Raw genomic sequence first — 26,418 nt, 5'->3', positions numbered from 1 at the left:
GGATGTTTCAAAGAGTTTGTGACATTCGTAAACAATCCTGACGGCTCCCCAAAATATGAAGATACCTGTGTTTATGCCATTCTCGAAAAAGAGTGGAATACCATCCGTCAGTGGTGACACACCAAACCTATTATGAATTAATACAAAACAAGAAGAAAATATGAACAAGCAATTCATTATCACGAATTTCGCCGCATTTGCTCTCATGCTGTTCCTGCCGACCGGATGCAGGCAGGCGGACGGCAAGCAGGATGCGGTGCAGAGTTATCGGGTCATAAAGGTCGCGGCAAGTCCGGTGGAAATCTCCGAGTCCTATTCCGCCGCCATACGCGGACGGCAGGATGTGGACATCCTGCCGCAAATATCCGGGCGCATTATCCGTCTGAAAGTGAAAGAGGGTGAACGGGTGAAGACCGGTCAAGTATTGGCTGTAATTGACCAAGTGCCCTATCGGGCGGCATTACGCACGGCGCAGGCCAATGTCAGCGCGGCACAGGCAAAAGTGGAAACGGCAAGAATCGAGCTGCGGGGCAAGCAGGCATTGTTTGACGAGAAGGTCATATCCGACTACGAGCTTTCTCTCGCCCGGAACCAACTGGCAGTGGCGTGTGCTGAACTCGAACAGGCAAAGGCACAAGAATCGGATGCACGCAACAATCTCTCCTATACGGAAATCAAAAGCCCGAGCAACGGAGTAGTAGGCACATTGCCCTATCGCATCGGTGCGCTTGTCGGTCCCAATATGGCACAGCCTTTCACGGTCGTGTCCGACAATGCGGAGATGTATGCCTATTTCTCCATTTCGGAGAATATGCTACGGCGATATTTGGCTCGCTATGGCTCGATTGACAGCATGATAGCCGGGATGCCGGAAGTGGGCCTGCAACTCAACGACGGCAGCCTGTACAAGGCGAAAGGACGTATTGAAACCGTAAGCGGCGTGGTGGATCCTGTTACCGGAACGGTACAAATCAAAGCCCTGTTCCCCAATCCCGACCGCGAACTGTTGAGTGGCAGCATCGGCAATGTCATCCTTCAAAACCCGAAAACGGAGGCCGTAACCATTCCCATGACCGCCACCGTGGAACTGCAGGACAAGATTATCGCTTACCGTCTGAAAAACGGACAGGCGGAAGCCGCCTATCTCACGGTGGACCGCCTGAACGACGGCAACCGGTTTATCGTAAAAGAAGGTCTTTCGGTCGGTGACACCATTGTCGCCGAAGGCGTGGGACTGGTGAGAGAAGGCATGAGCATAACCCCTAAAAACGAAACGAAATGAACCTGCGATTTTTTATAGACCGCCCGGTGTTTTCGGGCGTTATCTCGGTGGTGATTGTACTGTTGGGCATGATTTCCATGTTTTCCTTGCCGGTGGAACAATACCCCGACATCGCACCTCCGACCATCAACGTATTCGCAACTTATCCTGGAGCAAACGCTGAAACTGTGCAGAAGGCAGTGATAACCCCTCTGGAAGAAGCCATCAACGGCGTGGAAGACATGACCTATATGACTTCCACGGCATCGAATACGGGAGATGCTTCCATCAACATCTATTTCAAACAGGGAACCAACGCGGACATGGCGGCGGTAAACGTGCAGAACCGCGTGAACGGCGCACTGAGCCAACTTCCGGCGGAAGCCACCAAGACCGGTGTCACCACTGAAAAGCAGCAGAATGCCGAACTGATGACTTTCGCGCTCTATTCGCCCGATGACCGCTTCGACCAGACCTTCCTGAACAATTACGTGAAAATCAATGTCGAGCCGAGGCTGAAACGTATCAGCGGCGTGGGAAAGGCACAGTTGTTCGGTTCCAACTACAGCATGCGACTTTGGCTGCGTCCCGACAAGATGGCGCAATACGGGCTTATCCCCGATGACATATCCACCGTACTCGCACGACAGAACATCGAGGCCGCCACCGGCTCCTTCGGTGCCAATCATCCTACCGCCAATGAATACACGATGAAATACCGCGGACGCTTGTCCGGCGCGGAAGAGTTCGGTGAGTTGGTCATCAAGTCACTGCCGGGCGGCAATGTGCTTCGGCTGAAGGAGGTTGCCGATGTGGAACTGGGCGATGAATACTACAACTATTCCTCCGAAGTGAACGGGCATCCGGCAGCCATGATGCTCATCAACCAGAAAGCCGGGTCCAATGCTTCAAGCACCATCAAGGAGATTCACGAAGTGCTTGACGACCTCAGCCGGGACTTGCCCGAAGGGACGGAATTCGTGGTGCTTACCGATACCAACAAGTTCCTGTATGCTTCCATCAATTCTGTTATCCGGACACTTATTGAAGCGATACTTCTGGTTATCGTGGTGGTATATGTATTTTTGCAAGATATTAAGTCCACGCTTATTCCTACGATATCCATTTTCGTCTCCATTATCGGTACGTTCGCCGTGATGTCCATGATCGGCTTCTCCGTCAACCTGCTCACCCTGTTCGCGCTTGTGCTTGCCATCGGAACTGTGGTCGATGATGCCATTGTGGTGGTGGAAGCGGTGCAGGCGAAGTTCGACGAGGGCTATCAGTCTGCGGTTCTCGCGGCTGATGATGCCATGAAAGGCGTTTCGTCGGCTATCCTGACCTCTACCATCATCTTTATGGCAGTGTTTTTCCCCGTTGCCATGATGGGCGGGACTTCGGGAGCGTTCTACACGCAGTTCGGTATCACGATGGCTGTTGCCGTGGGAATCTCGGCAGTTAATGCCTTCACACTCTCACCGGCACTTTGCGCGCTGCTGCTGAAACCCTATATCGATGAGCAGGGTAACACCAAGAACAATTTTGCAGCCCGTTTCCGTAAAGCGTTCAATGCCGTCTTCGACCGTCTGAGCCGACGCTATGTACGTGGAGTGATGTTCATTATCCATCGCCGATGGCTGTTGTGGAGCATCATAGGCATTTCTTTCGGGTTGCTGGTGCTGCTGGTCAATGTCACAAAGACGGGACTTATTCCCGAAGAGGACACCGGGACGGTCATGGTGAGCATGAACACGAAGCCCGGCACATCCATGGCTCAGACAAGTAAGGTGATGGAGCGTATCAACAGCCGTCTCGACAGCATCGGCGAGATTGAATACAGCGGTGCGGTCGCCGGTTTCTCTTTCAGCGGTTCCGGTCCCTCGCAGGCGATGTATTTCGTGACACTCAAAGACTGGGAGCAGCGTAAGGGAGAGGGGCAGTCGGTCAATGATGTCATCGGAAAGATTTATGCCGCCACTTCGGATATTCCCGATGCCACGGTGTTCGCCATGTCGCCTCCGATGATTGCCGGGTACGGCATGGGAAACGGTTTCGAGCTTTATTTGCAGGACAAGGCGGGCGGAAACATCGCCGCCTTCAAGGAAGAGGCAGACAAGTTTGTCGAAGCCTTGTCGCAGCGACCCGAAATCGGCGAAGTCTATTCCTCCTTTGCCACGGATTATCCGCAATACTGGGTGGATATCGATGCCGCCAAATGCGAACAGTCGGGTGTGTCGCCCGCAGATGTGCTTTCCACATTGTCGGGCTATTATACCGGACAATATGTTTCCGACTTCAACCGGTTCTCCAAGCTCTACCATGTGACCATGCAGGCTCCGGCGGAATATCGTGTGAATGCGGAATCCCTGCACCACATGTATGTGCGTGCCACCGATGGCGGCATGTCGCCTTTGAGCCGGTTCGTGCGCCTGACCAAGACCAACGGCCCGTCAGACCTCACCCGTTTCAACCTGTTCAACGCCATCTCGATTAGCGGGTCTCCGGCTCAGGGCTACAGTTCGGGGCAGGTGCTCGAAGCCATCGGCGAGACGGCACGTGAAGTGCTTCCGTCAAATTACACATACGAGTTTGGCGGCATTTCGCGTGAGGAAAGCAAGACGACCAACAATGCCACGCTTATATTCCTGCTCTGCATGGTTCTGGTCTATCTGATTCTGTGCGCCTTGTATGAGAGCGTGTTCATACCCTTCGCGGTTCTGTTGTCGGTGCCTTGCGGACTGATGGGCAGTTTCCTGTTTGCGTGGCTCTTCGGTCTGGAGAACAACATCTACATGCAGACCGGACTTATCATGATTATAGGCCTGCTTGCCAAGACAGCGATCCTGCTTACCGAATACGCCGGTAAACGGCGGTCGGAAGGCATGACGCTGGCACAGGCGGCATACAGTGCGGCAAAAGTCCGCCTGCGCCCCATATTGATGACTGTGTTGTCCATGGTGTTCGGTCTTGTCCCGCTGATGATGGCGCACGGAGTGGGTGCCAACGGCAGCCGTTCGCTTGCCACAGGTGTAATCGGTGGAATGATTGTAGGTACTTTGGCTCTGTTGTTCCTTGTGCCGTCATTGTTTATTGTATTCCAATATATCCAAGAACGTGTTAAGCATAATTAAATGAAGAAGACAGTAATATATATCATATTGTCGGGATGGATGCTTGCCGGCTGTGGCACATACAGCCGGTATCATCGCCCTGACCTCTCAACGGAGAATCTGTATCGGGACATGCCGGCGGACATTGATACAATGACCATCGCGTCCCTGTCGTGGCGGGAAATGTTTACCGACCCGAAACTCCAGTCCTTGATTGAAACCGGACTTGAACGGAACGCAGACCTCAATGTGGCACGGTTACGCGTGGAAGCGGCAGAAGCCGTCCTGATGACTGCCAGACTATCATATCTTCCATCACTGGGACTGACTGCCGAAGGTAATGCCAATAAACATGACGGAGCAACGGCAAAGACATATAATGTGGGAGCGTCGGCAAGCTGGGAACTGGACATCTTCGGCAAACTTACGGCGGCAAAGCGTGGCGCAGCCGCCGCATTACAAGGAAGCCGTGCCTACCGGCAGGCCGTACAGACACAGCTTGTCGCCACTATTGCAGACAGTTACTACACCCTTGCCATGCTTGACGCACAAATGACAATAAGTAACCGGACTTTGGAGAACTGGCGGACTACCGTACGCACTCTTGAAGCGTTGAAAAAAGTGGGGAAATCAAACGAGGCTGGCGTATTGCAGGCAAAGGCGAACGTGATGCGACTCGAAGCATCCCTGTTATCCATACGCAAGAGTATTTCCGAAACAGAAAACGCCCTGTCTGCGATACTTGCCATGCCGTCACACTCGATTGGACGAAGTGATCTGGCCGAGGCTGCTTTCCCCGATACTGTCTCGATCGGAGTCCCTTTGCAACTGCTTTCCAACCGTCCCGACGTGCGTCAGGCTGAAATGGAACTGGCGCAAGCATTCTACGCCACCAATGCGGCCCGTGCCGCCTTCTATCCCAATATTACCCTCTCGGGAATTCTTGGATGGACTAATAACGGCGGTGGCGTAATCGTAAATCCCGGACAATGGTTACTTAATGCCATCGGTTCCCTGACACAGCCGTTATTCAACCGGGGCGTAAACATCGCCAACTTGAAGATAGCCAAAAGCCGTCAGGAAGAAGCCAAACTGTTGTTCCGGCAATCATTACTGAACGCAGGAAAGGAAGTGAACGATGCTCTGACCGCATGGCAGACGGCAAAATCGCAAATTGAAATCAATGCTCGGCAGGTTGAAACATTATGCGACGCTGTGCGAAAGACAGAATCGCTGATGCGTCATTCCAATACCACCTATCTGGAAGTGCTGACCGCCAAACAGTCTCTTCTCGAAGCGGAAGTGCAACAGTTACAAACTCGTTTTGAACGCATACAAAGTATAATTAAACTTTACCATGCGTTGGGAGGAGGAATGTAACTTTACAAGAATTATAACCTAATACTGAACCATGTTGTGTAATTTTTATATTTCAGTCGTCATAAACTTATAAATAAGTAATTTAGTATGCAAAAACAAATTAAAAAGTCTTCTCTTTTTTTGAAGAGAAGCAACACCTGACCCACTTCGCTACCGAACAGGATGTAGCAGAAGAATTGTTTGAGTTACTCTTAGAAGCGAGAGAACTCTATCTTCAGGATGTGATTTTGAATGGCAAGCGGTATGACCGCTATGTGGATGACTTCATCAACAGTCATCGGTATATCAACTGCAACAGTGCAATTTGCCGAAACTGCCACGAGATGAACATCCACATCGTCAAGGGACTGCTGAACGAATGCGCCCACCTTATCCAGCCTCTTTTTGAGGCATCCGACTTCTCCTTTGAGAAGTGTATGGAGTTACAAAGGAAGTATGACCGCTCGGAACCGTTGCCGCCATACAGTTGGCACGGAGCAAGGGGGCTTTTGTGTATGGCATCTGCAACGTCGTGGGTGCCTCTATCCCAAGAAATACGGATTCCGGGACATACATCCATGTAGGACCTGAGATAGGTGTGGCTTCTACCAAGGCTTTTACAGGACAGGTAACGGTGCTGATGCTGCTTGCCCTCTGCGTGGGACAGATGCGTGGTACTGTGGATGATGCAACCGTAGAGAGGATTGTCCGGGAGTTGAAGAACATGCCCCTATATATAAAAGATGTGTTGGGACTTGCTGACAAAATCAAGAACTTGTCGAAGATATACACCTATGCCCGCAACTTCCTTTATCTCGGTCGTGGGTACAACTACCCCACCGCCCTTGAAGGTGCGTTGAAGCTGAAAGAAATATCCTATATCCATGCGGAGGGTTATCCTGCTGCGGAAATGAAGCATGGACCGATTGCACTTGTAGATAGCGAGATGCCCACGGTGGTCATTGCTCCAACGGACTCGCTGTATGACAAGATAATCAGTAATGTAAGGCAGGTGAAGGCGCGTGGCGGTACGGTTGTCGCCATCATTACCAAGGGCAATGACGCAATGAAGGACATCGCCGACCATTGCCTTGAAGTGCCCGACGTACCCGAATGCCTTACACCTCTCGTTGTTTCCGTCCCATTGCAGTTGCTGGCCTATTACATCGCCATCAACAAGGATAGGAATGTTGACCAGCCAAGAAACCTTGCTAAATCAGTTACCGTAGAATGAATAGAATATTATCACTTATTGTTACCATCCTCTTTGCGTTGTGCATTGAGGCTGGCATCTTTATGCTTATTGCCCACTGGTGGGGCATGACTGCGGCCATTACCGTGATAGCCATTGAATGTGTGTTAGCCTTATGGACAGTTTACGAAATGAGACATGCGAGTGATGAACCAGTTGATGAATAACATTGCAGGCTGTGGTTAGAACGAAAAAGGCTAAAAACAAAAGGACGGGTCGATGATTCGTCCTATTTTTGTGTCTTTTTGGTGGCAAAATGTAGCGATTTAGCAAAATAAACATAAATTCCAGTGATATTCAGCATGAAAATTCGCCCATTTAAGTGAAAATGTGTAATTTTGCAACGCAAAATTGTGCCTAAGCATTTGCATCAAAACAACAATAGTTCAATCGAGGCTGATATGAAAGTAGAGATTAACAAGAAACGTTTAGAATACCTGCTGGCATTATACAAGATGTCGGTGGATGACTTGTTGTCTCTTCTGAACAAAGGCAGGAAACGGATAACAGGAGCCGCAGACATCAGTGGAGATTCTATTGATTTGGGGGTGTTGAAGCGTATAGGTGAGATATTCGACAAAGAAGTCAGTTTCTTTCAAGACTATTCTAAGTTGTCAACCAATGCAAGCAGCAGTATCTTCTTCCGCAAGACCTCATTCGGAACAGAGCTGAACTTGGAGTCGATCCGTACTGTAAACCGATTCGAGAGTCTGAAAAACGCTTTGGATGCATACAACAAACTGTCGCAACTGGATGTGAAGTTTGACATAGAACACTACACCCTACAAGATGACCCTAAGACAGTAGCCGTACGTGCAAGAGATTTTTTTTATCCCGGGGAAACTGTCAATCATAGGCAGTTTCTTGTGAAGATGATAGAAAAAATCGCCGATCATGGCATTTTTGTCTTTGAATACATAGAGACATGGAACAAGAAAGAGAAAACCAACATTGACGGTTTTTACCTTAAGCCCAATGTGATAGTGCTTAAGCATCATAAGCATTACAAGCGAGAAATATTCACTCTGGCGCATGAATTGGGGCATTGTCTATTGGGGATTGAAGAAGTGGAGTCGGTGGACATGATGGACATCTCGGCACAGACTTCATACAGTGATGTCGAAAGATGGTGCAATGATTTTGCATATCAGTTCATTATGGGACAAGAAGCAGAAACACTTGCTAACATAGCATGTGTAGATTCCCGTAACGACTACTGCATTGACCTCTTCAAGGCTATCAGTGCACGGACGCACATTAGCCGTCTTGCCTTATATACAAGGATGTATATCGACAGGAAAATCAGCTATTCGAGCTACAGCAATGTCAAGAGTGAATTGGCAGAGGAATACAGAAGAAGAGAGGAACAGGAAAAGTTGAAAAACTCTGAGAAGAGAGGCGGGCGAACACCAAAGCCCATCATTTCTCCGCTATTCTTGAAAACCATGCAATATGCCTATTTCAATGGAGTGGTCAACGAGACCACTTTCTGTTCGAGACTCAATGTCAAACCAGCAAATTTTGAGAGGGAGTTATGGCGATAGTTGTTGATACATGCTCATTGGTGATGATTGCCAAGAATTATCTTCCCTTGGATAAGGACGGACAGTTGTACTCATTCCTGGAAGAGGCGTTCTCCCGCAAGGATTTGATGCTACTTGATGTGATTCTGGATGAATCAAAACGCACCTCCAAAGGAATTGCAGTTGAAAAGATGCCTTTCCTCAAAGACAAGAAATTGGTCATTCCGACAAAGGATCTATTTCCATGTGCCCCAGAGAGATTCAGCAACATGATAGACAACAATTTCTGTGTAAGACTGAAGAAGCAGGAACTGACTGAAGAAGAATACATAGAGCAAAAGGAAGAATACCTTAAAACAGGTGATGCTAAGATTATCATTTATGCACTGAATGTACGACACTCGGACGCTATCCATCTGGAAGAGATGCAAGTAATGACGGAGGAAACAAGGCAGCAGAATGACGGTAAGTTGTTCAAGAAACTTCCTTTGTTGTGTGAGCAGATAGGGATTGGAACACTAACCGTTTCAGAATATCTGCATAGAAACGGGTTCTTTATTGACAAATAGCATAGATATTAGTATCATCTTATGACATCTTTCACGAAATCATATTATATTCGTGAATAAAACACTTGTTTTTCAAGAATAGAAATTGTTGAGGATTAGATATTTAAGACATTATTGCAATGCGGAAGGGGTGATGTGAACGACAAAAGACAAGGCGTTCTATTAGAGTGGATGCTTGATAAGATTGAGAAGAATGGACGGGTCGATGGCTCGTCCTTTTTTTGTGTCTTTGAGTGTGAGGTGCAGGTGGGGACCAGTACTGCGACCACTGTTGCCTGTCAGCGCGATGATGATGCCGGGACGGACGTGGGTGCCTTTGGTGACGAGAGTTTGGGAGAGGTGGCAATAGCTGACGGTGAAGTCGCCGTGACGGAGGGTGACATAGAGGCCTGAACGTTTGTCCTTGCCTACCTTGATGACCTCGCCGTGCATCATGGCGTATGTGGGTTCGTAATTTGCCTTCAAATCAAGCCCGTTGTGTAGGGCTTTTCTTTTTGTAAATGGGTCTCTGCGGTAGCCGAAAGGGCTGGTGACAGAGATATGACGGAGTGGACTGACAAGTGCCGTGTGGCGGTCGGTCTGCTCCGTTTGGGTTTGTAATGGGGCAAAGGCAAGAGAGTCTCGCCGCTGATGCGGCGAGCACGGAGGCAGTTGTTCGGATGTTGCGGACTGCGTCGTTTTTGGCACAGCCTTGCGGTGTACCTTAGTCTGTGTGACGGTATTGAACTGAGCGCATACTGTTGCTGATGAACAGAATATTGCTGCTATTGTGATGAGTAGAAATCGTTTCATGGTGCAAAAGTAACAAGCAATTCTTTGACTGGCATAAAGAACAAAGGGAAGACAAGAAGATTGTAACATAATATAGCAATCGAGTTTGATTTTTGAGCAGAAATCAAACTCAAATAATAATAATCGTCAAAAATAACACGCATTATCTTATGCAATTCTGCTTGTCTCTGAATAGGTATATAACTTTGCATGAGTTTAATTTCAAATTCAAAGTTAAAGTATGAAGCAAGTACGATTTGAAGAGAGCGAGGTGCCTTATCAGACACTGGCTCGTTTTGGTCTCACACAAGAGAAGATTGAAGACCTGCCCATGTGGGCGTTGGAAGATATTGGTCAGGGACGACGTTCACCGTTGCTGCCCATTCAGGTGAATAATGATGAGGGCGAGACATTGAAGAGCCGCACCCGATTTGCGTTGGTCCGTATGGAGGACGGCAAGGTGGATGTGGTCTTCTATCCGCAGTTGGAGAAATCACCATTGGAGGCTTTTACTCAGGAACAGCAGGAGGACTTGCTGGCTGGAAAGGCTATCCTTGCCGATGTTAAGGATGCTGATGGCAGGAGCAGCAAGGCTTTCGTGCAGATTGACACGGAGACCAATCAGGTGATGTCGGTACCTACGCCTGTCATCGGGCGCAACTTGGAGGTGCTGAAGGATGAACTGAAACTGAGTTCGGCAGAACTGACCGTGATGCAGAAGGGTGAGCCGCTCACGCTCATCATGGAGGACGAACAGGTGACGGTGGGTATTGACCTGAACGATAAGACCGGCATAAGGATTAATCAAGGCGACAGTCAGAAGTGGAAGGAGAACACCAAGCGAGAGTGGGACAAATACACCTTCGGGTGCTATGGCTGTTGGGTAACGGGCGATGACGGTAATCTTGACTATGTGCCTGAAGAGGAATACACGGAAGAACTTTGGAATGAGCAGAAGAAGAATGGAGAGCGCAACCGCGCCTCTTTTTCCATGCACAAATAATCTACACATAATATAATAAGTATATGGCATCAAATAAATATTATCCAGAGGATGTGCTCGTCGAGAAGATACAGAGCGGCGAGTACGGTTGGTTGGAGTATGTCAACCATCATTCTGCTGAATGGCAGGAAGAATATGAGAGCTATTGTCTGAACAACGGACTCTGCATTTGTGAAGAGAGTGCGGAGCAGTTTGTCCATCACAAAGATGAGGAACTGGAGAAGGCAATAGAGAACGGTGAAGCATGATAAATGAAGAGTGAAGAATGAAGAGTGAAGAATAAGTATGGCGATAAGAAAGAATACGAATCCCCAACAGATGGACCTGCAACCAGAGATGCGTGACTTGCTCATGCGCAATGGTATGCAGGCTCATGTGGTGAGTAATGGCAGCGGCTATCAGCTTGTGGTGCAAGGGCATGACAGTCCGCTGCTTACCTATAACATCACCGAGAAGCAGATGTTGGCTCTGACCGACTGGGGTACGAATCATGCCAACAAGTTAGCCTACAATACCTTTACGGGCATTGTGGGCAACGACTTCTATATGCCCAAGAACTTCGTTCATGCACGCAATGCCAACGGTCGTGTAGCTATGGGGCTGCACGGCTATCGTGTTGGTATCGGCGAGTATGGACGGATGGGGCGCATCGATATGCCACCACCCTTTTTAGGTTGGACACCACGCAGTCAGGAGGGATTCCATCTTCGCAGAGTTGGAGGACGATTGTTCTTCCCCGAAGCCCCGATTGTGCCTGAACGTTGGGACGGCAGAATGAAGCCTGGCGAATTGCAGAGCGGCGGTTATGGGTTCTATTATAAGGGACAGCAACAGAGTTATAGCCCTCAGCAACAGGATGTGCTGAAAGATTTGGAGGGAATCATAATGCCTTCCATCAGCCGCACGAGAAGCACGGAGCCAGCCAAGCCTTATAAGGAACTGATTACCTCGCCTGTCTATTTCACCAATGAGAAGTGGCAGGAGTGTCTGGCATCGCATGGCATCATCATTGATGAGAATGCGAAGACGCTGACCATTCAGTCGAACAGCGTCAATGCCGACATGGTGTATGACCTGACAGATGAGGAACTGAAGAAACTCACCTCCAACTCCATCAAGGAAGTGCCCGTCGTTCAACGCTTGGAACTGCTGAATGGCATCATCAAGGACGACTTTGCTGACAAAATCCTGATGGACACACTGAATAGCAAGGAGCGCATCGACCTGCATCTGCATCCCGAACTTGAACAGGAGTTGCAGCAGCGTCAGCAACAAGACGAGGAACGGTTGCTTCCGTTGGAAGAGGACGAGACTGTCAGACGTGACGTGTTGCAAGGCGATGCCATGGTGAGAGGTGAAGACCTTGCCTTGATTAATGAGAACAAGGGTTGGTATCGTGAGGGAGCGCATGGGCGTGAAGTGAAAGTCGGTGACATCATGGTGGAGAAAGTGCCTCCGATGGAGGGAGATAAGAAAGGCGAAGATAAGTATCGCATGACCGCCATTATCAATGGAGAAGCCATCACGCACGAAATCAAGCAGAAGGACTACGACAAGTTCTTGGCGGTGGATGACTACCATCGCATGAAACTCTTCTCCAAGGTTTTCAGTGAAGTGGATATGAAGACACGCCCCGAAACCAACGCCGGACTGGGCACGAAGATATTGGCGGCTCTGACGGCAGGAGCAGTCGTTACAGCAGAGGTGGCGCATGACATAAGCCACCATCATCACCATCCAGCCCCGGAGTTCTATGCAGAGCATCATGGCGGTCCACGTCCTTACTTCAAACCGGGAGTGGATTCGCCACAGGAGATTGCGGCAAGGTACTTTGAGGCAGAAGCAAATCATGTTGCCACGGAGATAAGGAGAGGATATTAACAATGTATAATTTACAATTTATAATTTATAATGAGTAGTGAACTGACATACGATGACTTTCTGGACAGGTTGAGCATACAGGAAGTACTGGTGGACGCAGGGTATCATCTGAACAAGAGAGATGGCTTGCGTTATCCGTCGTATGTGCGTACTGACAGTGAGGGCAGACGGGTGCGTGGTGATAAGTTCATTGTCACGCAGAATGGGAAATGTTGCTTCCAACCACCGCAGCAGAAGGTGTATAATGTCATTTCGTTCATCAAGGAGCATCCAGAAATGTTTTCAGAGAACAAGGTGGGAATGTCTCCTGACCGACTCGTCAACCTCGTCTGCAACCGACTGCTCAACCAACCCATAGAGGACAGACCATCGAAGATTACAGAACCAAGAAAGGACGGAAAGCCATTCAACCTGAATGACTACGACATCCACAAGTTCAATCCGCAGGACAGGGAAACGCAGAAAAGGTTTTATCCCTATTTTAAGTTCCGAGGCATCGACCTCTATACGCAGTATGCTTTTCATCGGCATTTCTGTCTGGCTACTAAGCATCGGACGGATGGACTTACCTTTGCCAACCTTGCCTTTCCGCTTGTACTGCCCAAGACACCCGACAAGACTGTGGGCTTTGAGGAACGAGGACGACCGAAGATGGACGGTAGCGGCGGTTACAAGGGCAAGGCAGAAGGAAGCAACAGCAGTGAAGGACTGTGGATTGCCAACCTCACGGGCGAGCCGTTGGATAAAGCAAGCGAAATTGTATGGTTTGAGAGTGCCTACGATGCCATGGCAGAGTATCAGATAAATCCTGTAAAGATGGTGTATGTATCTACGGGCGGCACACCCACCGAGGGACAGATGCGAGGACTTCTGTCCGTTACTCCCAACGCACGGCACTATTTGGGTTTTGACAAGGACGATGCAGGGCGGCAGTTTGTTGCAAACTTCAGGAAGGTGGCAGCAGAGATGGGCTTCCGTCACGAGCATGTGCAAGCCTATCATCCATTGGGTTGCTACAAGGACTGGAACGATGCGCTGCTCAACAAGAAATCAGCAGAACTGATTGCCAAGGGCGAACCAGATACCTTCGACTATGCCGAGTTTATCGCAGCCGGCAAGGCAGAGAAACAAAGGGAAAAAGAAGAAAAGAACACATATCATAGAAGCGTATGAGACAAGAAGATAATAGCATCATCACCTTGTGCCCCAGCATCGGACAGTTTTTCATCAACGAACTGCCTCTGTTGCTGTTGTGCGTGGCAATGCTCCTAATCGGAGGATTGCCCGGTTGTGCATATAGTACCCTGTTGCTTGTCTTCAGCCTCCTGTTCTCCCTCTGTTTACTCTACCGATTCATCTATCTGAGGAGTATCCGCTACCATATCGGGAGCGAGCAACTCATCTGTGAGCACGGAGTGTTTCAGCGGAGCGTGAACTACATGGAGTTGTACCGAGTGGTGGACTTTGCCGAGCATCAGACATTGATACAACAGTTATGCGGACTGAAAAGCGTGACCGTGTTGTCGATGGATAGAACGACACCGAAACTGGAAATGACCGGCATCAGCAACAGCTATGACGTGGTGAGTGTGATACGAACAAGAGTAGAAACGAACAAACGAAGAAAGGGCGTATATGAGATTACGAATAGATAAGATTTGGTTCATTGTCGTGGCATTGGTACTGAGCGTGCCGTCAGCCCATGCACAGATTGTGACTGCCAACCCTTTGGAATGGATGGCATTAGCAGAGGGCAACGAAGCCATCAACGGTGAGATAGAGAAGGAAATCAAAGGTCAGACCAAGACTGCCCTGTTGCAGAATACCATCGCCGCAGAGTTCACCAAGATACACGAATGGGAGAAGAAGTACAACAGTTATCTGAAAACCGCCAGTGGTTATGCCTCTTCCCTCAAAGCCTGTACCTATCTGTACGACGATGGAGTGAAGATATTCATCACCTTGTGTAAGATGCGCAAGGCCATCAACAATAATCCGCAAGGCATCGTTGCCACCCTCTCGATGAACAACCTGTATATGGAGACCGCCACGGAATTGGTGTCCGTCTTCACACTGCTGAAAGATGCAGTCGCCAAAGGAGGCAAAGAGAACATGCTGACTGGTGCGGAAAGGAGCAAGACGCTGTGGGCACTGAACGACAAGCTGAGTGCCTTCAGCAAGAAGCTGCATCGTCTTTATCTGTCTATACGATATTACACCATGACCGATGTGTGGAACGGCGTGACGGCAGGGATGATAGACCGAAGCAATGGAGAGATAGCCACCCAAGCCCTTAGCAGATGGCGCAGAGCAGGACGTATGACCATCAGTGATTAACGATAAAGGAATCAGTCATGAAGTATTTCATATCAATTGCCATTTTTATGTTTATATCATCTTTTGCAGGAGTGCGGGCGCAGAACGACCCGACTCTTGCGGGGATGATTCTGATGTACACCAACAAGGCGGAGAAAGAACTGAAGAATCAGGAGAAAGTGATGCTGCTACAATCCACCGGCCATATCTGGACCAAGGAGGAAGTGGAAGCCACTACCGACCTGCAGCGGGAGTTCAACAACTATCTGGACTCCTTCCGTTCCATCGTCAGCTATGCCGCACAGATATATGGTTTCTATCACGAGATAGGTCAGTTGGTGGACAATATGGGTGGATTGGTGGCGCAGTTGGATGCCCATCCTGCCAACGGACTTGCCGTAGCCCTGTCAGCCAAGCGCAACAAGATATACCGCGAGCTGATTATGAACAGCATCGAGATAGTTAATGACATACGCACGGTATGCCTGTCGGGCAACAAGATGACCGAGAAGGAGCGTGTGGAGATAGTCTTCGGCATCCGACCCAAACTGAAGAAGATGAACAAGCAGTTGAAGCGACTGACGAGGGCGGTGAAATACACCACCATGGGCGATGTTTGGATGGAGATAGACGAAGGGGCAAGACCCACCAAAGCGAACAAAGCCGAGATAGCAGCGGCTGCCAAGAGGCGGTGGAAGCAGGTGGGCAAGAACGTAAACTGATGGAGCAGCGAGAGCAGAGCCGAACTTGTTCGAGCTATGCCGAGTCGTGACAGAAGAAGACGAAGTCAAACCGTGATTAAAAAACGATAAGATATGGGATTTTGGAGTTCATTATTGAAATATGGTGGCAAGGCGGCACGAGGTACTGGCCATGTCATCGGAGTAACTGGAAAGACCTTAGGCAGTGCGGCACTCCACCCGCAACGCACCCTTATGGGAGCCGGCAAGGCTATGCAGACGGCCGCAGTGGGTAGTGCCGCAGGCTATGTGACATGGGAGAAGCTGACCACAGACAAGAGCGTGGCACGCATCGTAGGTGATGCTGTCATCGGCGAGAATGCCACGGAAGCGGTGGCACAAACCGCCAACGATGTGCAACGTCTGACGGGCAAGGCTGGTGAAGCCGTTGATGCGGTGAACACTGTAGCCGGAAAGATGGACACCCAGTTCAGCGGCATCAGTGATTTCTTTAGGAATATGTTCGGAGGCGTAGGATGCGACATGATAGGCAATCTCTTTGGCAATATCGGCAAGGGCAACGTGTCGGGTATGAGCATCGTCGGACTGGTGGCTGCCGCCTTCATGGTATTCGGACGCTTTGGTTGGATGAGCAAGATTGCGGGTGCCCTGCTTGGAGCGATGATCATCGGGAACAATTCTAAGGTGGCGCAAACTCTGCCTAACAGAGGCGGTACGTCTTCACATGGGCAGAACATGAAAGAAGCAGAGACCCAAAGCAGAGGGATGAAACGATAACCAATATACAGTGATATGAGATATACAGAAGAAATGATACTGCGCTCATCGAGCGGCTACTGTATGCCGTTTGAGGAGCCTATAAAGCAGGACGTGCAGATGTCCTTGGGTTACGGAGAGCAGAAAAATCCCGTGACGGGAGAAACATTCTTCCATCACGGCATAGACTTCTCAGTGAACCATTACCTGCTGTCGGCGGTGGCAACGGGAACCGTCTCTGCCATTGGGTCGGACGCGGAGCATGGCATCTACCAGACCATCCGCTACGGCAAATACGAAGTGACTTACAGGCATCTCTCCAATGTCTTCGCCAACTTCTCCCAAAGCGTCAAGGCCGGTCAGACCATCGCCATCAGTGGCGACCTGCTGCACATGGAGGTGAGGTTTGACGGAGAGGAAATCAATCCGTTGGAGTTCCTCACCATGCTCTACGGCAATATCAAGGCATTGGAGCACAATTCCCAAATGGGCATCAATGAACTGGACATGAACATCCCTTCACCCTACGACACCGACCGTCAGGAGATAGAGGCATTGATGCTCCGCTTCCTTCCCTCCTACTTCGAGGACCTTCAACAAGGAGCATACTCTCTGCCCGAACATACGGAGCAGTCGTTGAGAAACATCTTCTCGTTGGGAGCGAGCAAGCATTATTTCTACGAGACCATGCCGAGCATGGCTAATCCCTTGGGCATCGGCAACCGCTGTATGCCTTTGGCGACTAAGGTGCAGAACCTGCTCATTGCCGACTTTCTCAACTATCTTGCCATGCGACATCAGGTATATCTCTCCACGATGGACGAGGTGTTAAAAAAAAACTCCAAGAGCAAGCCCTGACGCATGACGGCATCATCGACCCTCTTGCCGACTTGGACGTGGATATCCAGAGCTTCGACATTCCGAGGATAGTGAGCGTCTATCCCGACCGGGCTGGCGTGAGATGGTGGACAAAGGCATGGTTCAATGGTAAGGAAGAGGGGGAACCCTCCGTGGAGATTGAGGAACGTATGGCCGTGCAGTTCATCCACTGCCAAGTGGACAAGGACGCATGGTTGGAGGAACACTATCCTAAGCAGATGGAGATATATCACAATGCCATCGAGCAGACAAAGGAACAGATATTACAGCAGTATAATATATAAACAAGGTATATGGCAGTTAAGAACAGTCAGCGATTCGCAGAGATAGAGCGTCTGATGGGCGACTACTTCGGGTGTCACCTTGCCCCCGTGATGGGCAGGGTGCAACGGGACTTGTCCAACAGACAGGCAGACGAGATGCGAGCCTACTCCAACAGTACGGCTGGCATCCTACGCTCATTGGCCACTGCCAATATGCCTGGTGATGACCCATACGCCACGCTGAAGATTACAGGCAAGTGGAACAGCAAGACCACCGAAGACTATCTGGCGATGTGCAAGGAGGCTATTGTCGGCAACAAGGATATGCAGCGTGACCTTGCCGTGATGGCTGAGGAATGGCGCAAGGCGGTGGTGACGGAGATAGGACGAGAGCGGTACGATGCACTCTCTAAACAACTCGGTTGTGATTTGGCATACGCCTATATCGATCACCGCATGGAGCAGCTGATGATAGAAAAAATGGTGAAAGACCGTATGCCAACATCTTCTGCCGACTATATCATCCGCAAGGCGGCACAAAGCAGTCTGTTCGGTCTGCCCTACGAACTGAACAAGTCACCCCTTGCCGCAGAGATAGAAGCCAAAGGAGAGGCAGCCTATAAGCCCTCTCGAACAGAGAAGGCAGCGGGATGGGCAGCCGGAGCGGGTGCCGATGTCGTGGCCATGGGAGGGATTGGCTCATGGGCAACCTTCGCCAAGTTTGTCGGTATCGATATGGTGATGAATGTCGGCATGGAGCACCTAAGCAAGAAAGGTAGCAGCCAAGAGGTCTGTGTCGAGGAGTGTATCAGCAAGGGAGTTTTCGGTACGGGCACCAACGTCTTCGCCTCATTCCGCAAACAGGCAAAAGTCATCAAGAACCACGAGAACAGCTATATCAAGGCTACCAACAGCCATTTCAAGAACAAGATTCCCACGAGCAATATCACTTTTATGGATTGGACGAAACAAACCGAGCAGACCTCTTTTCCTTGGAACAAAGGTACGTTCCTTGACCCTCAGAGAAACGAAGCAACCAAACGTACAGGCAAGTACAAGGATGTGCCCTTGATAGTTGCGCCTGGACAGGAAGACGAGTATCTGGAGGTTAAGGCGAGACTGGATGCAGAGGCTGAGAAGGAGAAGAAGGCAGAACCGAAAGAAACTCCTGATTCATCGACTGAAGAGGCAACACCATCTGTAGTCCAGCAGGAGGAAACAGCCTTACAAACAAACGAAAATGGATGGGACGGGCTGTTGCAGAGTTTTGGACTGAACGGCTTTTCAGACATCGGCAAGAACCTTGGTTATGTGTTGGCGATGCTGCCCGATGTACTGGTGGGACTGTTCACTGGCAAGACAAAATCGCTGAATATGGACAATAGCCTCCTTCCTTTGGCCTCTATCGTGGCTGGAATGTTCGTGAAGAATCCTATACTGAAGATGCTGTTGATGGGTATGGGAGGTGCCAATCTGCTCAACAAAGCGGGACATGAGGTGCTGGGCAGGAAACAGCAGGAAGGCATTGCACCTACAGTTAGTCCTGCTGCATCTCGCATTCAGTACCGCCAATATCCTGATGAACCACTCAATCCTCGTATCAGCAACCCGATGCTGCAAGGGCGGTGTCTCGTTGCCAACATTGACCATGTGCCTTGTACCATTCAACTGCCTGACAGTGTGATTGGGGCGCATCAGTCGGGGGCATTGCCGCTGAATACATTGGCTAACGCCATACTTGCCAAGAACGACCAGATGCGACAGATGGCAGCAATGCAGTACGAAGAGCAGGCACGGGAGAGCGTGGTGCGACCGAGGGGAATACAGTGAAGCCCGACAACAAAATTGTCGGGAACGGTGGCTTGGTAAGCCAATTATAGAATGTGATTGAGATAAACAAAAAGATAAAAGCATGAAAGAGAAATCAGAATTTGAGAAGCGGACGGCGGAGAAGCAGGTGTCGCTGCTCACTGAGGCACTGACGAGTGCGGTGGATGCCAAGGGACATTGGTTGAATGCAAGCGGCAAACTCTATCCGAAGCTCTATCCCAAGGGCTTTTCGGTCAGTCCGTTCAATGCCCTTGTCCTTGCCCTTGACTCCGATGCCAAGGGTTGCAAGAGCAATCTGTTTACGCAGTTCTCCGAAGCGAAGGCACGGGGTGAGAGCGTGAGGGAGCATGAGAAAGGTGTGCCGTTCCTGTATTACAATTGGAATAAGTACGTCAACCGCAACAATCCCGACGATGTCATCACCAAGGAGGCATACGCAGAACTGTCGGAACAGGACAAACAGCAGTACAAGGGAGTGAAAAACCGTGAGATCCGTGTGCTGTTCAATATCGACCAGACGCTACTGCCTATGGCTAACGAAACAGCCTACACTACGGCATTGAAGAAGGATGGCACGGTGGAGGATAGAGGTTATGGCGACAAGGAGGACAAGCAGCTGCATGGGTGCGTCAACGGATTCCTTCAGAAGATGAAGGACAACCTCGTGAATGTACGTCAGGACGGCACGGGTGTGGCGCACTACGACACCGAGAAGGATGTCATCTACCTGCCACGGCAGCGTGACTTCGAGCACTACAATGACTATGTACAGGAGATGATGCGTCAGTTGGTGTCTGCCACCGGTCATCAGCAGCGGTTGGCACGTGAGGGCATGGTCATGAAGAACGGCAAAGCCCCGTCGGAGGATGCCGTGAAGAAGGAACGACTCATCACTGAGATAGCTTCGGGCGTGAAGATGCTCGAACTGGGACTGCCTGCCCGTCTGTCAAAGGACAGCCTTAGCATGGTGGACTATTGGACGAGGGAACTGAAGGAAGACCCTTGTCTGATTGATGCCATCGAGAGTGAGGTGAACGGTGCGCTGAAGGTGTTGAAGAAAGCCGAACTGGGTGAAAAGGTGGAGTATGCCACCGACCAGCATCAGCGAGAGACGGCGCAGATACAGGTGCAGTTGCCCAACCACTACTTCGTAGCAGACGAAATCAAGCAGCATCCCAACGAGGAGCAGCGTACTGTGGTCATCGTGCGTGATGATGCCAGCAAGACCGCCGATGTGGTGCTGCCACAGGGTGCATCGTTGGAGGTGAACAACGAGATCAAGGGCATGAACAAGCAACGCTTCACCAATGCCTTGCAGAAAGAGGGTTATGACAACGTGCGTTTCTACAATCCCGACGGAGCCTTGGGCTTCCGTCCCGACGACAGTTATTTCGCCGACAAGAAAATCACGGTATCAAGACTGCGCAACTGGTCTATCGAAGACCTATCCTCGTTGGATGCTTCTGAGGCCGTAACCCACAGCCGTGACATCGGTTTCGACAATGTGCAGTTGGTAAAGGATGACAAGGAGCGGTGGGCATTGTACATCAAGCCCGAAGGTAAGGAGGGCTTTGCCGTCTATCCCGACAAAGGAGACCTCAATCATTTCTTCACCACCTTGAAGCAGTCGATGGACAACATCGAGCGTGTGCGTGAGGAACTGGCACAGAAGTATTATGCTATGGCAGAGGCGAAACCCGACCTGAAGGTGGACATCTTCGGAGGTAATGAGCAGGAGGTTGATTTGAACCGCATCCAGCGTGTGGCAGTATTCCGTGCCAAATCGGGCGAATGCCTGTGTGCAGCCACTATTGACGGCAAGAAGTTGCAGCCGAGAAGTGTCAGTCCGTCACAATGGCAACGATTGTGGGTGGCTCCTGACAGGGATTCCTACAAGCAGAACCTTGCCGCCTCGCTGTTTGCTGATGTATTGCAGAAAGACAACAATGTCGAGCAAAGTACACAAGAGAAGCAGGAAGAAGCGACGGAGGTGAAGCAAGCGGAGACGGCAATTGTCGATAAGCATGATGAACAGAAGGAAGTGGTACTTAAGGAAGATAAAAGCTCTGAACAAAGGGAAGAGAAGAAACAAGAGGAAAAGAAAGAAGAAAAGAAGGATGAAAAGGCTGTCAAGGCTGCTGTCTCTCCCCTTGTCCAACAATATCTTGACTTGAAGAAGAAGCATCCTGATGCCATTCTTTTGTTTCGCTGCGGTGACTTCTATGAGACCTACAAGGATGATGCGGTGAAGGCATCCAAAATATTGGGTATTACGCTGACAAAGAGCAATGGGCGCAAGGATGATGAAGGCAAGCCGTTGGCAATGGCAGGATTCCCATATCATGCCCTCGACACCTATCTGCCGAAGCTCATTCGTGCTGGTGAACGGGTGGCCATCTGTGACCAGTTGGAAATGCCGAAGCAGACAACATCATCGAAGCGTGGAATTACGGAGATGGTGTCACCTGGAAAAGAGACAGGAAAGCAGATGGCACAGGAAAGTCAAGAAACAGAACAACACACCAGTCTAAGGAGATAGGCTTATGGGAAAGAACGCAGCGTATGCCGCACAATATGCGGAGGAAGCCAAAGAACAGATGCGGATGTATGGGATTCCTGCCTCCGTCATCTTGGCGCAAGCCATACTGGAGAGCAGCAACGGACAGAGCCAACTGTCGCGCGAATGCAACAACCACTTTGGCATCAAGGCTACGGCATCGTGGTTGAAGAATGGCGGAGAGTATGGAGTCTATACGGATGATAGGCCCAACGAGAAATTCTGTAAGTACAAAAGCGTGGGTGACAGTTATGAGCATCACTCGCAGTTCCTGAAGCAGAACAAGCGTTATGCGCAGTGCTTCACGCTGTCGCCTGACGACTACAAGGGATGGACGAAGGGCATTGAGCGTGCCGGCTATGCCACGGGCGGCGGTTATGCTGCAAGTCTGCAGCGCATCATTGAAGCCAACGGACTGGACAAGTATGACAGTGAGGTGATGGCTGAGATGCGGGCAGAAGGTCGGTCGTTCGGGGTGGAGAATAATCCTCGTAGAGAAATGCCTGCTGCCCATGTACCGCAGTCTGCCGGGTATTCCTTTCCTGTGGAGCGAGAGGAGTTTCTCTTCATCACCTCGCCTTTCGGCAATCGCCAGGATCCGATGGATGCCACCAAGCAGCAGATGCACAAGGGCATTGACATCAAGACGAACCATGAGGCGGTGTTGGCCACGGAGAACGGCGGCAAGGTGGTGGCGGTGAACCATAATGCGAACACGGCAGGAGGGAAATCCGTCACCGTGGAATACAGCCGTGAGGATGGCAGCAAGGTGCAATGCTCCTACCTGCATCTGTCTGACATAGCAGTAAAGGTAGGTGACGTGGTTAATGCCAGTCAGAAGTTGGGGGTGTCGGGAAATACCGGCACCAGAACCACTGGCGAGCATCTGCATTTCGGAGTGAAGAGTGTATCGGCTGACGGCTCAAAAAGGGATATGGATCCAGCCGCTTATCTGGCAGAAATCGGACAGAAAGGCAACATCAAGCTACAGGCCCTGCATAACGGCAATGACCTGTTGGCAAAATACAAGAGCAATGCGCCACAGGAGCAGAAGGTTTCGTCGGAGGACTGGATGAAGAAAATCCTTTCCTCGGAGGACAGCGGCGTGGGCATTTCGGGAACGAATGACCCTATACTCGACATGGCGATGACCACCTTCATGTCGCTGATGATGTTGGCAGCGCAGATTGACAGCAATGATGAGGAACGACAAAAAGGACTTATCTCTGCCATGGCAGCCAACCGGCTCGTAGATTTGACCTCGCTTGTTCCAGGCATGAGGCAATGCACCATTACTGTGGGTGAGAACGGCAAGACTGTGCTTCATGCAGAGAGCGGTACGGTGAAGATTGACCGTGAACTGACCTCCTCGGAGATGAACCGCCTGTCGCTCATTTTGGGCAATGCCAATCTGTCGGAAGAAAGCAAACGGACGAAGATTGCGGGAATGGTGACAGGCATCGTGGCGACACAGCAGGCTTCGCAGAACTTCGAGCAAGGGATGGAGGCTGAGAGTCAACAACAAAATCTGCAAAGGAAATGAAAAGGATAGCAAGTCATCTGTGTACATTGCTGGTGGGTATGGTAGCTGTGGCAGGACACTTCATGCTTACCCAATGGCTTTTCGGTCAGACCGTGGCCATCATCTATCTCGGCTTCCAACTTATCATAGCAGCGTGGATAGTCTATGAACTGATACGTGCGCTAGTATATGATGATTGAAAAGAGATTATTGTCATTGCTAAGACATTTCACTTGGACGATGGATATGTATAATTCAAATAGTATCGAGCAATGATCAAATGTAATGTAACAGTGTGCGGAACGGTCAGCAAGGCTGCGACCTGCCGCACGAACAAGGAGGGCAAGGCATTCGTGAGCTTTGCCATGAACGTAGTCATTCCAGCGAAGAGCGGGATTAACAAGACCATCGAGGTGTCGGTCATCAAAGATGGGACACTGACGGAGGTGGGCAGCTGCAACATCGGCGAACGCATTGAGGTAGCCGGTGTATTGGTACCAAGAAAATGGGGCGATGTCCTTTATTTCAACCTGTCGGCAAGCAGCATCAGCCACCAGCCTGACGAGGCAGAGGACTGCATCAAGGGCGTGATGGAGTTCCGCGGCAAGGTGGGCAAGAGCATTGAGGACAAGACGGACAAGAATGGTGTGCCGTACTGCCAGTTCTCCGCTTTCAGCGCAGAGAAAGTACAGGACGGATTTGAATACATCTGGGTAAGTTTCTTCCTATTCGATGGCAAATGCGAGGCATGGCTGCAACCAGGCGTGAAAGCGAACATCAAAGGGGCATTGTCTGTCAGTGTCTTCAATGACAAACTGGACTTCTCCTGCCGAGTGTCTGAAATGAGCGAATATGTTCCGCAGCCCTATAATGGTTAATTGACTATGGGAAAGCCTTATGCTAAGGAAGGTCCGAGTGCCGAAGACAAGGCACTCGACCTGTTTGCCGATATGATGATTGAGCGTATTCAGTCGCTGTCGGGCAAAGACGGATGGAAAAAGCCCTGGTTTACTGAAGGTGCGTTGCAATGGCCGAAAAACCTGAACGGACGAGAATATAATGGCATGAACGCTATGATGTTGCTCCTGCATTGCGAGAAGGAGGGTTACAAGATTCCTCGCTTCTGTACCTTCGACCGCATACAGCAGTTTAACAAAACTGGCAAGAAAGACGAGGAACAGAAGCCCCGTGTGTCAGTACTGAAAGGTGAGCATTCTTTCCCCGTGATGCTCACCACGTTTACGGTGGTCAATAAGGAAACAAAGGAACACATCAAGTGGGAGGACTACAAACTGCTCTCTCAGGAAGAGCGCGAAAAGTACAATGTATATCCAAAGCTTCAGACTTACCATGTCTTCAATGTGGCGCAGACCAACCTGAAGGAGGTCAGACCAGAGTTTTGGGAGAAACTGGAACAGGAATACTCGATGCCCAAGGTAGAGAAGGACGAGCAGTTTGCCTTTGAACCCGTGGATAGGATGATAGCGGACAACCGTTGGATATGTCCCATCAAACCGATGTTCGGTGATTCCGCCTATTTCTCCATCAGCAAGAATGAGATTGTGATGCCTGAGAAAAGGCAGTTCAAGGATGGGGAGTCTTTCTACTCGAACCTTTTCCACGAGATGGGACACTCCACGGGTGCGGAGGGACAGTTAGACCGCATCAAGCCCGCTACCTTCGGCTCGGCAGAGTATGCACGCGAGGAACTGGTGGCAGAACTGACGGCTGCGCTGACCGCTCAGCGGTATGGCATGACAAAGCATCTGAAAGGAGATTCGGCTGCCTATTTGAAGTCTTGGCTGGATTCGCTGAAGGAGTCGCCGCAGTTCATCAAGACCACGCTACTCGATGTGAAAAAAGCTACCTCAATGCTCACGCAGCATATCGACAAGATTGCTATGGAGATAGACCAGGAGAAAAAGGCTGAGCAGGAAAACGGGCAAGGGAAAAGTTATCTATCCATAGATGACGGCGACCATGCAGTCTTGGCATATAATGGTTCTGCTGTATATATCCAGCATCATGAGAAGGAGGACTCTGTAAAGATTGCTGTGCCGACGAGTAACGGTCTGGAAGTGAAACTCTCTGTTCCTTACGACCACGGCAAAGACCTTGACACCAATTATCAGGAGGCTTTTGCCCAGTACAAAAGCCTGACAGAGCCTTCACAATCGAAAGAAAACGTCTATTATGCCTCCATCGCCTATCTCCAATCAACGGATGACACATCGGAACTGGATAAGCTAAAGGAGAAAGGTGACTATCAAGGACTGCTGACGCTTGCCAAGGAATACTATGACGGGAACGGCATGGACGAGGAGCAGACCTACAGGAAGCCGTGCCAGAACAGAGGCGATGACCTGCTAATAGAGGACAAGGACTTTGCAGTGGTCTATAACGGGAGTGTCGGCGGTACGTATGAGGTGTTCCTGAAGCATACGGAGCAAGAAGTGCGTGACCATATAACTCGCTATGGCATAGGACGTGCCAGTGAGGACGTGAAGGCTGTGGCGAGGGAGATGACCGCCGAAGAGTTTTCGGAATTGGCGCAGCGAAAAATGCCGATATTCCAAATGCCGAATGGTGGTTTGCTGAACCTGCAATATAACAAGGATAAGGATAGCCTGGATGTGGGGACTGTGACCAATGCAGGACTCTCTGTGAAGCATACCTTCCCTTTCAGCCACAACCATTCTATGGACGCAAACATCAGCTCTGCGTATGAGCAACTGCTTGACATGGAGGAGTACCAGAAGGAAGAGGTACAAGAGGAGCACGTTGCCAAGTCCGCTTTCCGAAGATGAGAGTAGTATCGTAGTATATACTAATCGTAGGCTTTACTACTCATAGTAGGTACTAACA

General features: G+C 50.1%; 23 protein-coding genes and 3 pseudogenes. 25 read left to right on the top strand and 1 reads right to left on the bottom strand.

What is annotated here, in order from left to right; genetic code table 11:
• The 9 genes and pseudogenes from I6E49_RS09135 to I6E49_RS09095 form a co-directional block, all read left to right on the top strand.
• Positions 1 to 117: pseudogene (locus tag I6E49_RS09135) on the top strand (GNAT family N-acetyltransferase); the annotation flags it as partial.
• Positions 118 to 160: 43 nt separating this feature from the next.
• Positions 161 to 1,282 (top strand): efflux RND transporter periplasmic adaptor subunit, encoded by a 1,122-nt coding sequence (locus I6E49_RS09130; RefSeq protein ID WP_005816213.1) that lies wholly within the window; start codon positions 161 to 163, stop codon positions 1,280 to 1,282.
• On the top strand, positions 1,279 to 4,392 hold the full coding sequence (locus tag I6E49_RS09125) for an efflux RND transporter permease subunit (RefSeq protein ID WP_007837417.1): 3,114 nt from the start codon (positions 1,279 to 1,281) through the stop codon (positions 4,390 to 4,392). Before I6E49_RS09130 ends, I6E49_RS09125 begins: the two co-directional genes overlap by 4 nt.
• Positions 4,393 to 5,751 (top strand): efflux transporter outer membrane subunit, encoded by a 1,359-nt coding sequence (locus I6E49_RS09120; RefSeq protein ID WP_005816221.1) that lies wholly within the window; start codon positions 4,393 to 4,395, stop codon positions 5,749 to 5,751.
• A gap of 137 nt (positions 5,752 to 5,888) precedes the next feature.
• Positions 5,889 to 6,203, top strand: a pseudogene (locus tag I6E49_RS09115) (hypothetical protein); the annotation flags it as partial.
• Positions 6,200 to 6,964, top strand: a pseudogene (locus I6E49_RS09110) (SIS domain-containing protein); the annotation flags it as partial. The pseudogenes I6E49_RS09115 and I6E49_RS09110, both read left to right, overlap by 4 nt.
• Entirely contained in the window at positions 6,961 to 7,149 is a 189-nt protein-coding gene (locus I6E49_RS09105; protein WP_005816226.1) for a hypothetical protein, read from the top strand. The pseudogene I6E49_RS09110 and the gene I6E49_RS09105, both read left to right, overlap by 4 nt.
• A gap of 234 nt (positions 7,150 to 7,383) precedes the next feature.
• Entirely contained in the window at positions 7,384 to 8,526 is a 1,143-nt protein-coding gene (locus tag I6E49_RS09100; protein ID WP_007897423.1) for an ImmA/IrrE family metallo-endopeptidase, read from the top strand.
• On the top strand, positions 8,517 to 9,074 hold the full coding sequence (locus tag I6E49_RS09095) for a DUF4411 family protein (RefSeq protein ID WP_005816230.1): 558 nt from the start codon (positions 8,517 to 8,519) through the stop codon (positions 9,072 to 9,074). Before I6E49_RS09100 ends, I6E49_RS09095 begins: the two co-directional genes overlap by 10 nt.
• Positions 9,075 to 9,236: 162 nt before the next feature.
• On the opposite strand, the gene I6E49_RS09090 is transcribed toward I6E49_RS09095, so the two are convergent.
• Positions 9,237 to 9,866 (bottom strand): M23 family metallopeptidase, encoded by a 630-nt coding sequence (locus tag I6E49_RS09090; protein ID WP_007837448.1) that lies wholly within the window; start codon positions 9,864 to 9,866, stop codon positions 9,237 to 9,239.
• 220 nt (positions 9,867 to 10,086) lie between these two features.
• On the opposite strand from I6E49_RS09090, the gene I6E49_RS09085 reads away from it, so the two are divergent.
• From I6E49_RS09085 to I6E49_RS09010, 16 genes are all read left to right on the top strand, one after another.
• Entirely contained in the window at positions 10,087 to 10,848 is a 762-nt protein-coding gene (locus I6E49_RS09085; RefSeq protein WP_235401886.1) for a DUF4099 domain-containing protein, read from the top strand.
• A gap of 23 nt (positions 10,849 to 10,871) precedes the next feature.
• A complete protein-coding gene (locus tag I6E49_RS09080) occupies positions 10,872 to 11,096 on the top strand; it encodes a hypothetical protein (protein ID WP_005816237.1) in 225 nt (74 codons plus the stop codon).
• A 37-nt stretch (positions 11,097 to 11,133) separates the two neighbouring features.
• A complete protein-coding gene (locus I6E49_RS09075) occupies positions 11,134 to 12,729 on the top strand; it encodes a hypothetical protein (RefSeq protein ID WP_005816239.1) in 1,596 nt (531 codons plus the stop codon).
• A 30-nt stretch (positions 12,730 to 12,759) separates the two neighbouring features.
• Positions 12,760 to 13,902, top strand: coding sequence for a toprim domain-containing protein (locus I6E49_RS09070; RefSeq protein ID WP_005816242.1), 1,143 nt, complete (start codon positions 12,760 to 12,762; stop codon positions 13,900 to 13,902).
• Positions 13,899 to 14,384, top strand: coding sequence for a PH domain-containing protein (locus I6E49_RS09065; protein WP_005816244.1), 486 nt, complete (start codon positions 13,899 to 13,901; stop codon positions 14,382 to 14,384). Before I6E49_RS09070 ends, I6E49_RS09065 begins: the two co-directional genes overlap by 4 nt.
• Positions 14,365 to 15,066 carry a hypothetical protein gene (locus tag I6E49_RS09060; protein ID WP_005816246.1) on the top strand — a complete coding sequence of 234 codons (702 nt, stop codon included), beginning with the start codon at positions 14,365 to 14,367 and terminating at the stop codon, positions 15,064 to 15,066. The genes I6E49_RS09065 and I6E49_RS09060 overlap by 20 nt, the downstream gene beginning before the upstream one ends.
• Positions 15,067 to 15,083: 17 nt before the next feature.
• On the top strand, positions 15,084 to 15,767 hold the full coding sequence (locus tag I6E49_RS09055) for a hypothetical protein (protein WP_005816248.1): 684 nt from the start codon (positions 15,084 to 15,086) through the stop codon (positions 15,765 to 15,767).
• 93 nt (positions 15,768 to 15,860) lie between these two features.
• On the top strand, positions 15,861 to 16,523 hold the full coding sequence (locus I6E49_RS09050; RefSeq protein WP_005816251.1) for a hypothetical protein: 663 nt from the start codon (positions 15,861 to 15,863) through the stop codon (positions 16,521 to 16,523).
• A gap of 15 nt (positions 16,524 to 16,538) precedes the next feature.
• Positions 16,539 to 17,360: a M23 family metallopeptidase gene (locus tag I6E49_RS09045; protein ID WP_005816253.1), complete on the top strand. Its 822-nt coding sequence runs from the start codon at positions 16,539 to 16,541 to the stop codon at positions 17,358 to 17,360.
• A gap of 32 nt (positions 17,361 to 17,392) precedes the next feature.
• Entirely contained in the window at positions 17,393 to 17,665 is a 273-nt protein-coding gene (locus I6E49_RS09040; protein WP_007897422.1) for a hypothetical protein, read from the top strand.
• 9 nt (positions 17,666 to 17,674) lie between these two features.
• Entirely contained in the window at positions 17,675 to 19,474 is a 1,800-nt protein-coding gene (locus I6E49_RS09035) for a hypothetical protein (RefSeq protein WP_005816255.1), read from the top strand.
• A gap of 82 nt (positions 19,475 to 19,556) precedes the next feature.
• Positions 19,557 to 22,013, top strand: coding sequence for a zincin-like metallopeptidase domain-containing protein (locus I6E49_RS09030; RefSeq protein ID WP_005816257.1), 2,457 nt, complete (start codon positions 19,557 to 19,559; stop codon positions 22,011 to 22,013).
• Positions 22,014 to 22,017: 4 nt separating this feature from the next.
• Positions 22,018 to 23,574 carry a glucosaminidase domain-containing protein gene (locus I6E49_RS09025; RefSeq protein ID WP_005816260.1) on the top strand — a complete coding sequence of 519 codons (1,557 nt, stop codon included), beginning with the start codon at positions 22,018 to 22,020 and terminating at the stop codon, positions 23,572 to 23,574.
• Positions 23,571 to 23,753, top strand: coding sequence for a hypothetical protein (locus tag I6E49_RS09020; RefSeq protein ID WP_005816263.1), 183 nt, complete (start codon positions 23,571 to 23,573; stop codon positions 23,751 to 23,753). Before I6E49_RS09025 ends, I6E49_RS09020 begins: the two co-directional genes overlap by 4 nt.
• Positions 23,754 to 23,825: 72 nt before the next feature.
• Positions 23,826 to 24,431, top strand: coding sequence for a hypothetical protein (locus tag I6E49_RS09015; protein WP_005816265.1), 606 nt, complete (start codon positions 23,826 to 23,828; stop codon positions 24,429 to 24,431).
• Between the two features lie 6 nt (positions 24,432 to 24,437).
• Positions 24,438 to 26,360 (top strand): zincin-like metallopeptidase domain-containing protein, encoded by a 1,923-nt coding sequence (locus I6E49_RS09010; RefSeq protein WP_005816267.1) that lies wholly within the window; start codon positions 24,438 to 24,440, stop codon positions 26,358 to 26,360.
• Positions 26,361 to 26,418: the final 58 nt, after the last annotated feature.

This window comes from Leyella stercorea, assembly GCF_021531655.1.
This window is presented reverse-complemented; position numbering and strand designations above follow the sequence as displayed.

Excerpts from the sequence above, each read along its gene's own strand:
- I6E49_RS09065 (WP_005816244.1), top strand. The coding sequence starts at position 13,899 with ATGAGACAAGAAGATAATAGCATCATCACCTTGTGCCCCAGCATCGGA.
- I6E49_RS09015 (WP_005816265.1), top strand. The coding sequence starts at position 23,826 with ATGATCAAATGTAATGTAACAGTGTGCGGAACGGTCAGCAAGGCTGCG.
- I6E49_RS09090 (WP_007837448.1), bottom strand. The coding sequence starts at position 9,866 with ATGAAACGATTTCTACTCATCACAATAGCAGCAATATTCTGTTCATCA.
- I6E49_RS09045 (WP_005816253.1), top strand. The coding sequence starts at position 16,539 with ATGAGATATACAGAAGAAATGATACTGCGCTCATCGAGCGGCTACTGT.
- I6E49_RS09095 (WP_005816230.1), top strand. The coding sequence starts at position 8,517 with ATGGCGATAGTTGTTGATACATGCTCATTGGTGATGATTGCCAAGAAT.
- I6E49_RS09020 (WP_005816263.1), top strand. The coding sequence starts at position 23,571 with ATGAAAAGGATAGCAAGTCATCTGTGTACATTGCTGGTGGGTATGGTA.
- I6E49_RS09050 (WP_005816251.1), top strand. The coding sequence starts at position 15,861 with ATGGGATTTTGGAGTTCATTATTGAAATATGGTGGCAAGGCGGCACGA.
- I6E49_RS09010 (WP_005816267.1), top strand. The coding sequence starts at position 24,438 with ATGGGAAAGCCTTATGCTAAGGAAGGTCCGAGTGCCGAAGACAAGGCA.
- I6E49_RS09075 (WP_005816239.1), top strand. The coding sequence starts at position 11,134 with ATGGCGATAAGAAAGAATACGAATCCCCAACAGATGGACCTGCAACCA.
- I6E49_RS09125 (WP_007837417.1), top strand. The coding sequence starts at position 1,279 with ATGAACCTGCGATTTTTTATAGACCGCCCGGTGTTTTCGGGCGTTATC.
- I6E49_RS09070 (WP_005816242.1), top strand. The coding sequence starts at position 12,760 with ATGAGTAGTGAACTGACATACGATGACTTTCTGGACAGGTTGAGCATA.
- I6E49_RS09055 (WP_005816248.1), top strand. The coding sequence starts at position 15,084 with ATGAAGTATTTCATATCAATTGCCATTTTTATGTTTATATCATCTTTT.
- I6E49_RS09030 (WP_005816257.1), top strand. The coding sequence starts at position 19,557 with ATGAAAGAGAAATCAGAATTTGAGAAGCGGACGGCGGAGAAGCAGGTG.
- I6E49_RS09080 (WP_005816237.1), top strand. The coding sequence starts at position 10,872 with ATGGCATCAAATAAATATTATCCAGAGGATGTGCTCGTCGAGAAGATA.
- I6E49_RS09085 (WP_235401886.1), top strand. The coding sequence starts at position 10,087 with ATGAAGCAAGTACGATTTGAAGAGAGCGAGGTGCCTTATCAGACACTG.
- I6E49_RS09120 (WP_005816221.1), top strand. The coding sequence starts at position 4,393 with ATGAAGAAGACAGTAATATATATCATATTGTCGGGATGGATGCTTGCC.
- I6E49_RS09100 (WP_007897423.1), top strand. The coding sequence starts at position 7,384 with ATGAAAGTAGAGATTAACAAGAAACGTTTAGAATACCTGCTGGCATTA.
- I6E49_RS09130 (WP_005816213.1), top strand. The coding sequence starts at position 161 with ATGAACAAGCAATTCATTATCACGAATTTCGCCGCATTTGCTCTCATG.
- I6E49_RS09105 (WP_005816226.1), top strand. The coding sequence starts at position 6,961 with ATGAATAGAATATTATCACTTATTGTTACCATCCTCTTTGCGTTGTGC.
- I6E49_RS09035 (WP_005816255.1), top strand. The coding sequence starts at position 17,675 with ATGGCAGTTAAGAACAGTCAGCGATTCGCAGAGATAGAGCGTCTGATG.
- I6E49_RS09060 (WP_005816246.1), top strand. The coding sequence starts at position 14,365 with ATGAGATTACGAATAGATAAGATTTGGTTCATTGTCGTGGCATTGGTA.
- I6E49_RS09025 (WP_005816260.1), top strand. The coding sequence starts at position 22,018 with ATGGGAAAGAACGCAGCGTATGCCGCACAATATGCGGAGGAAGCCAAA.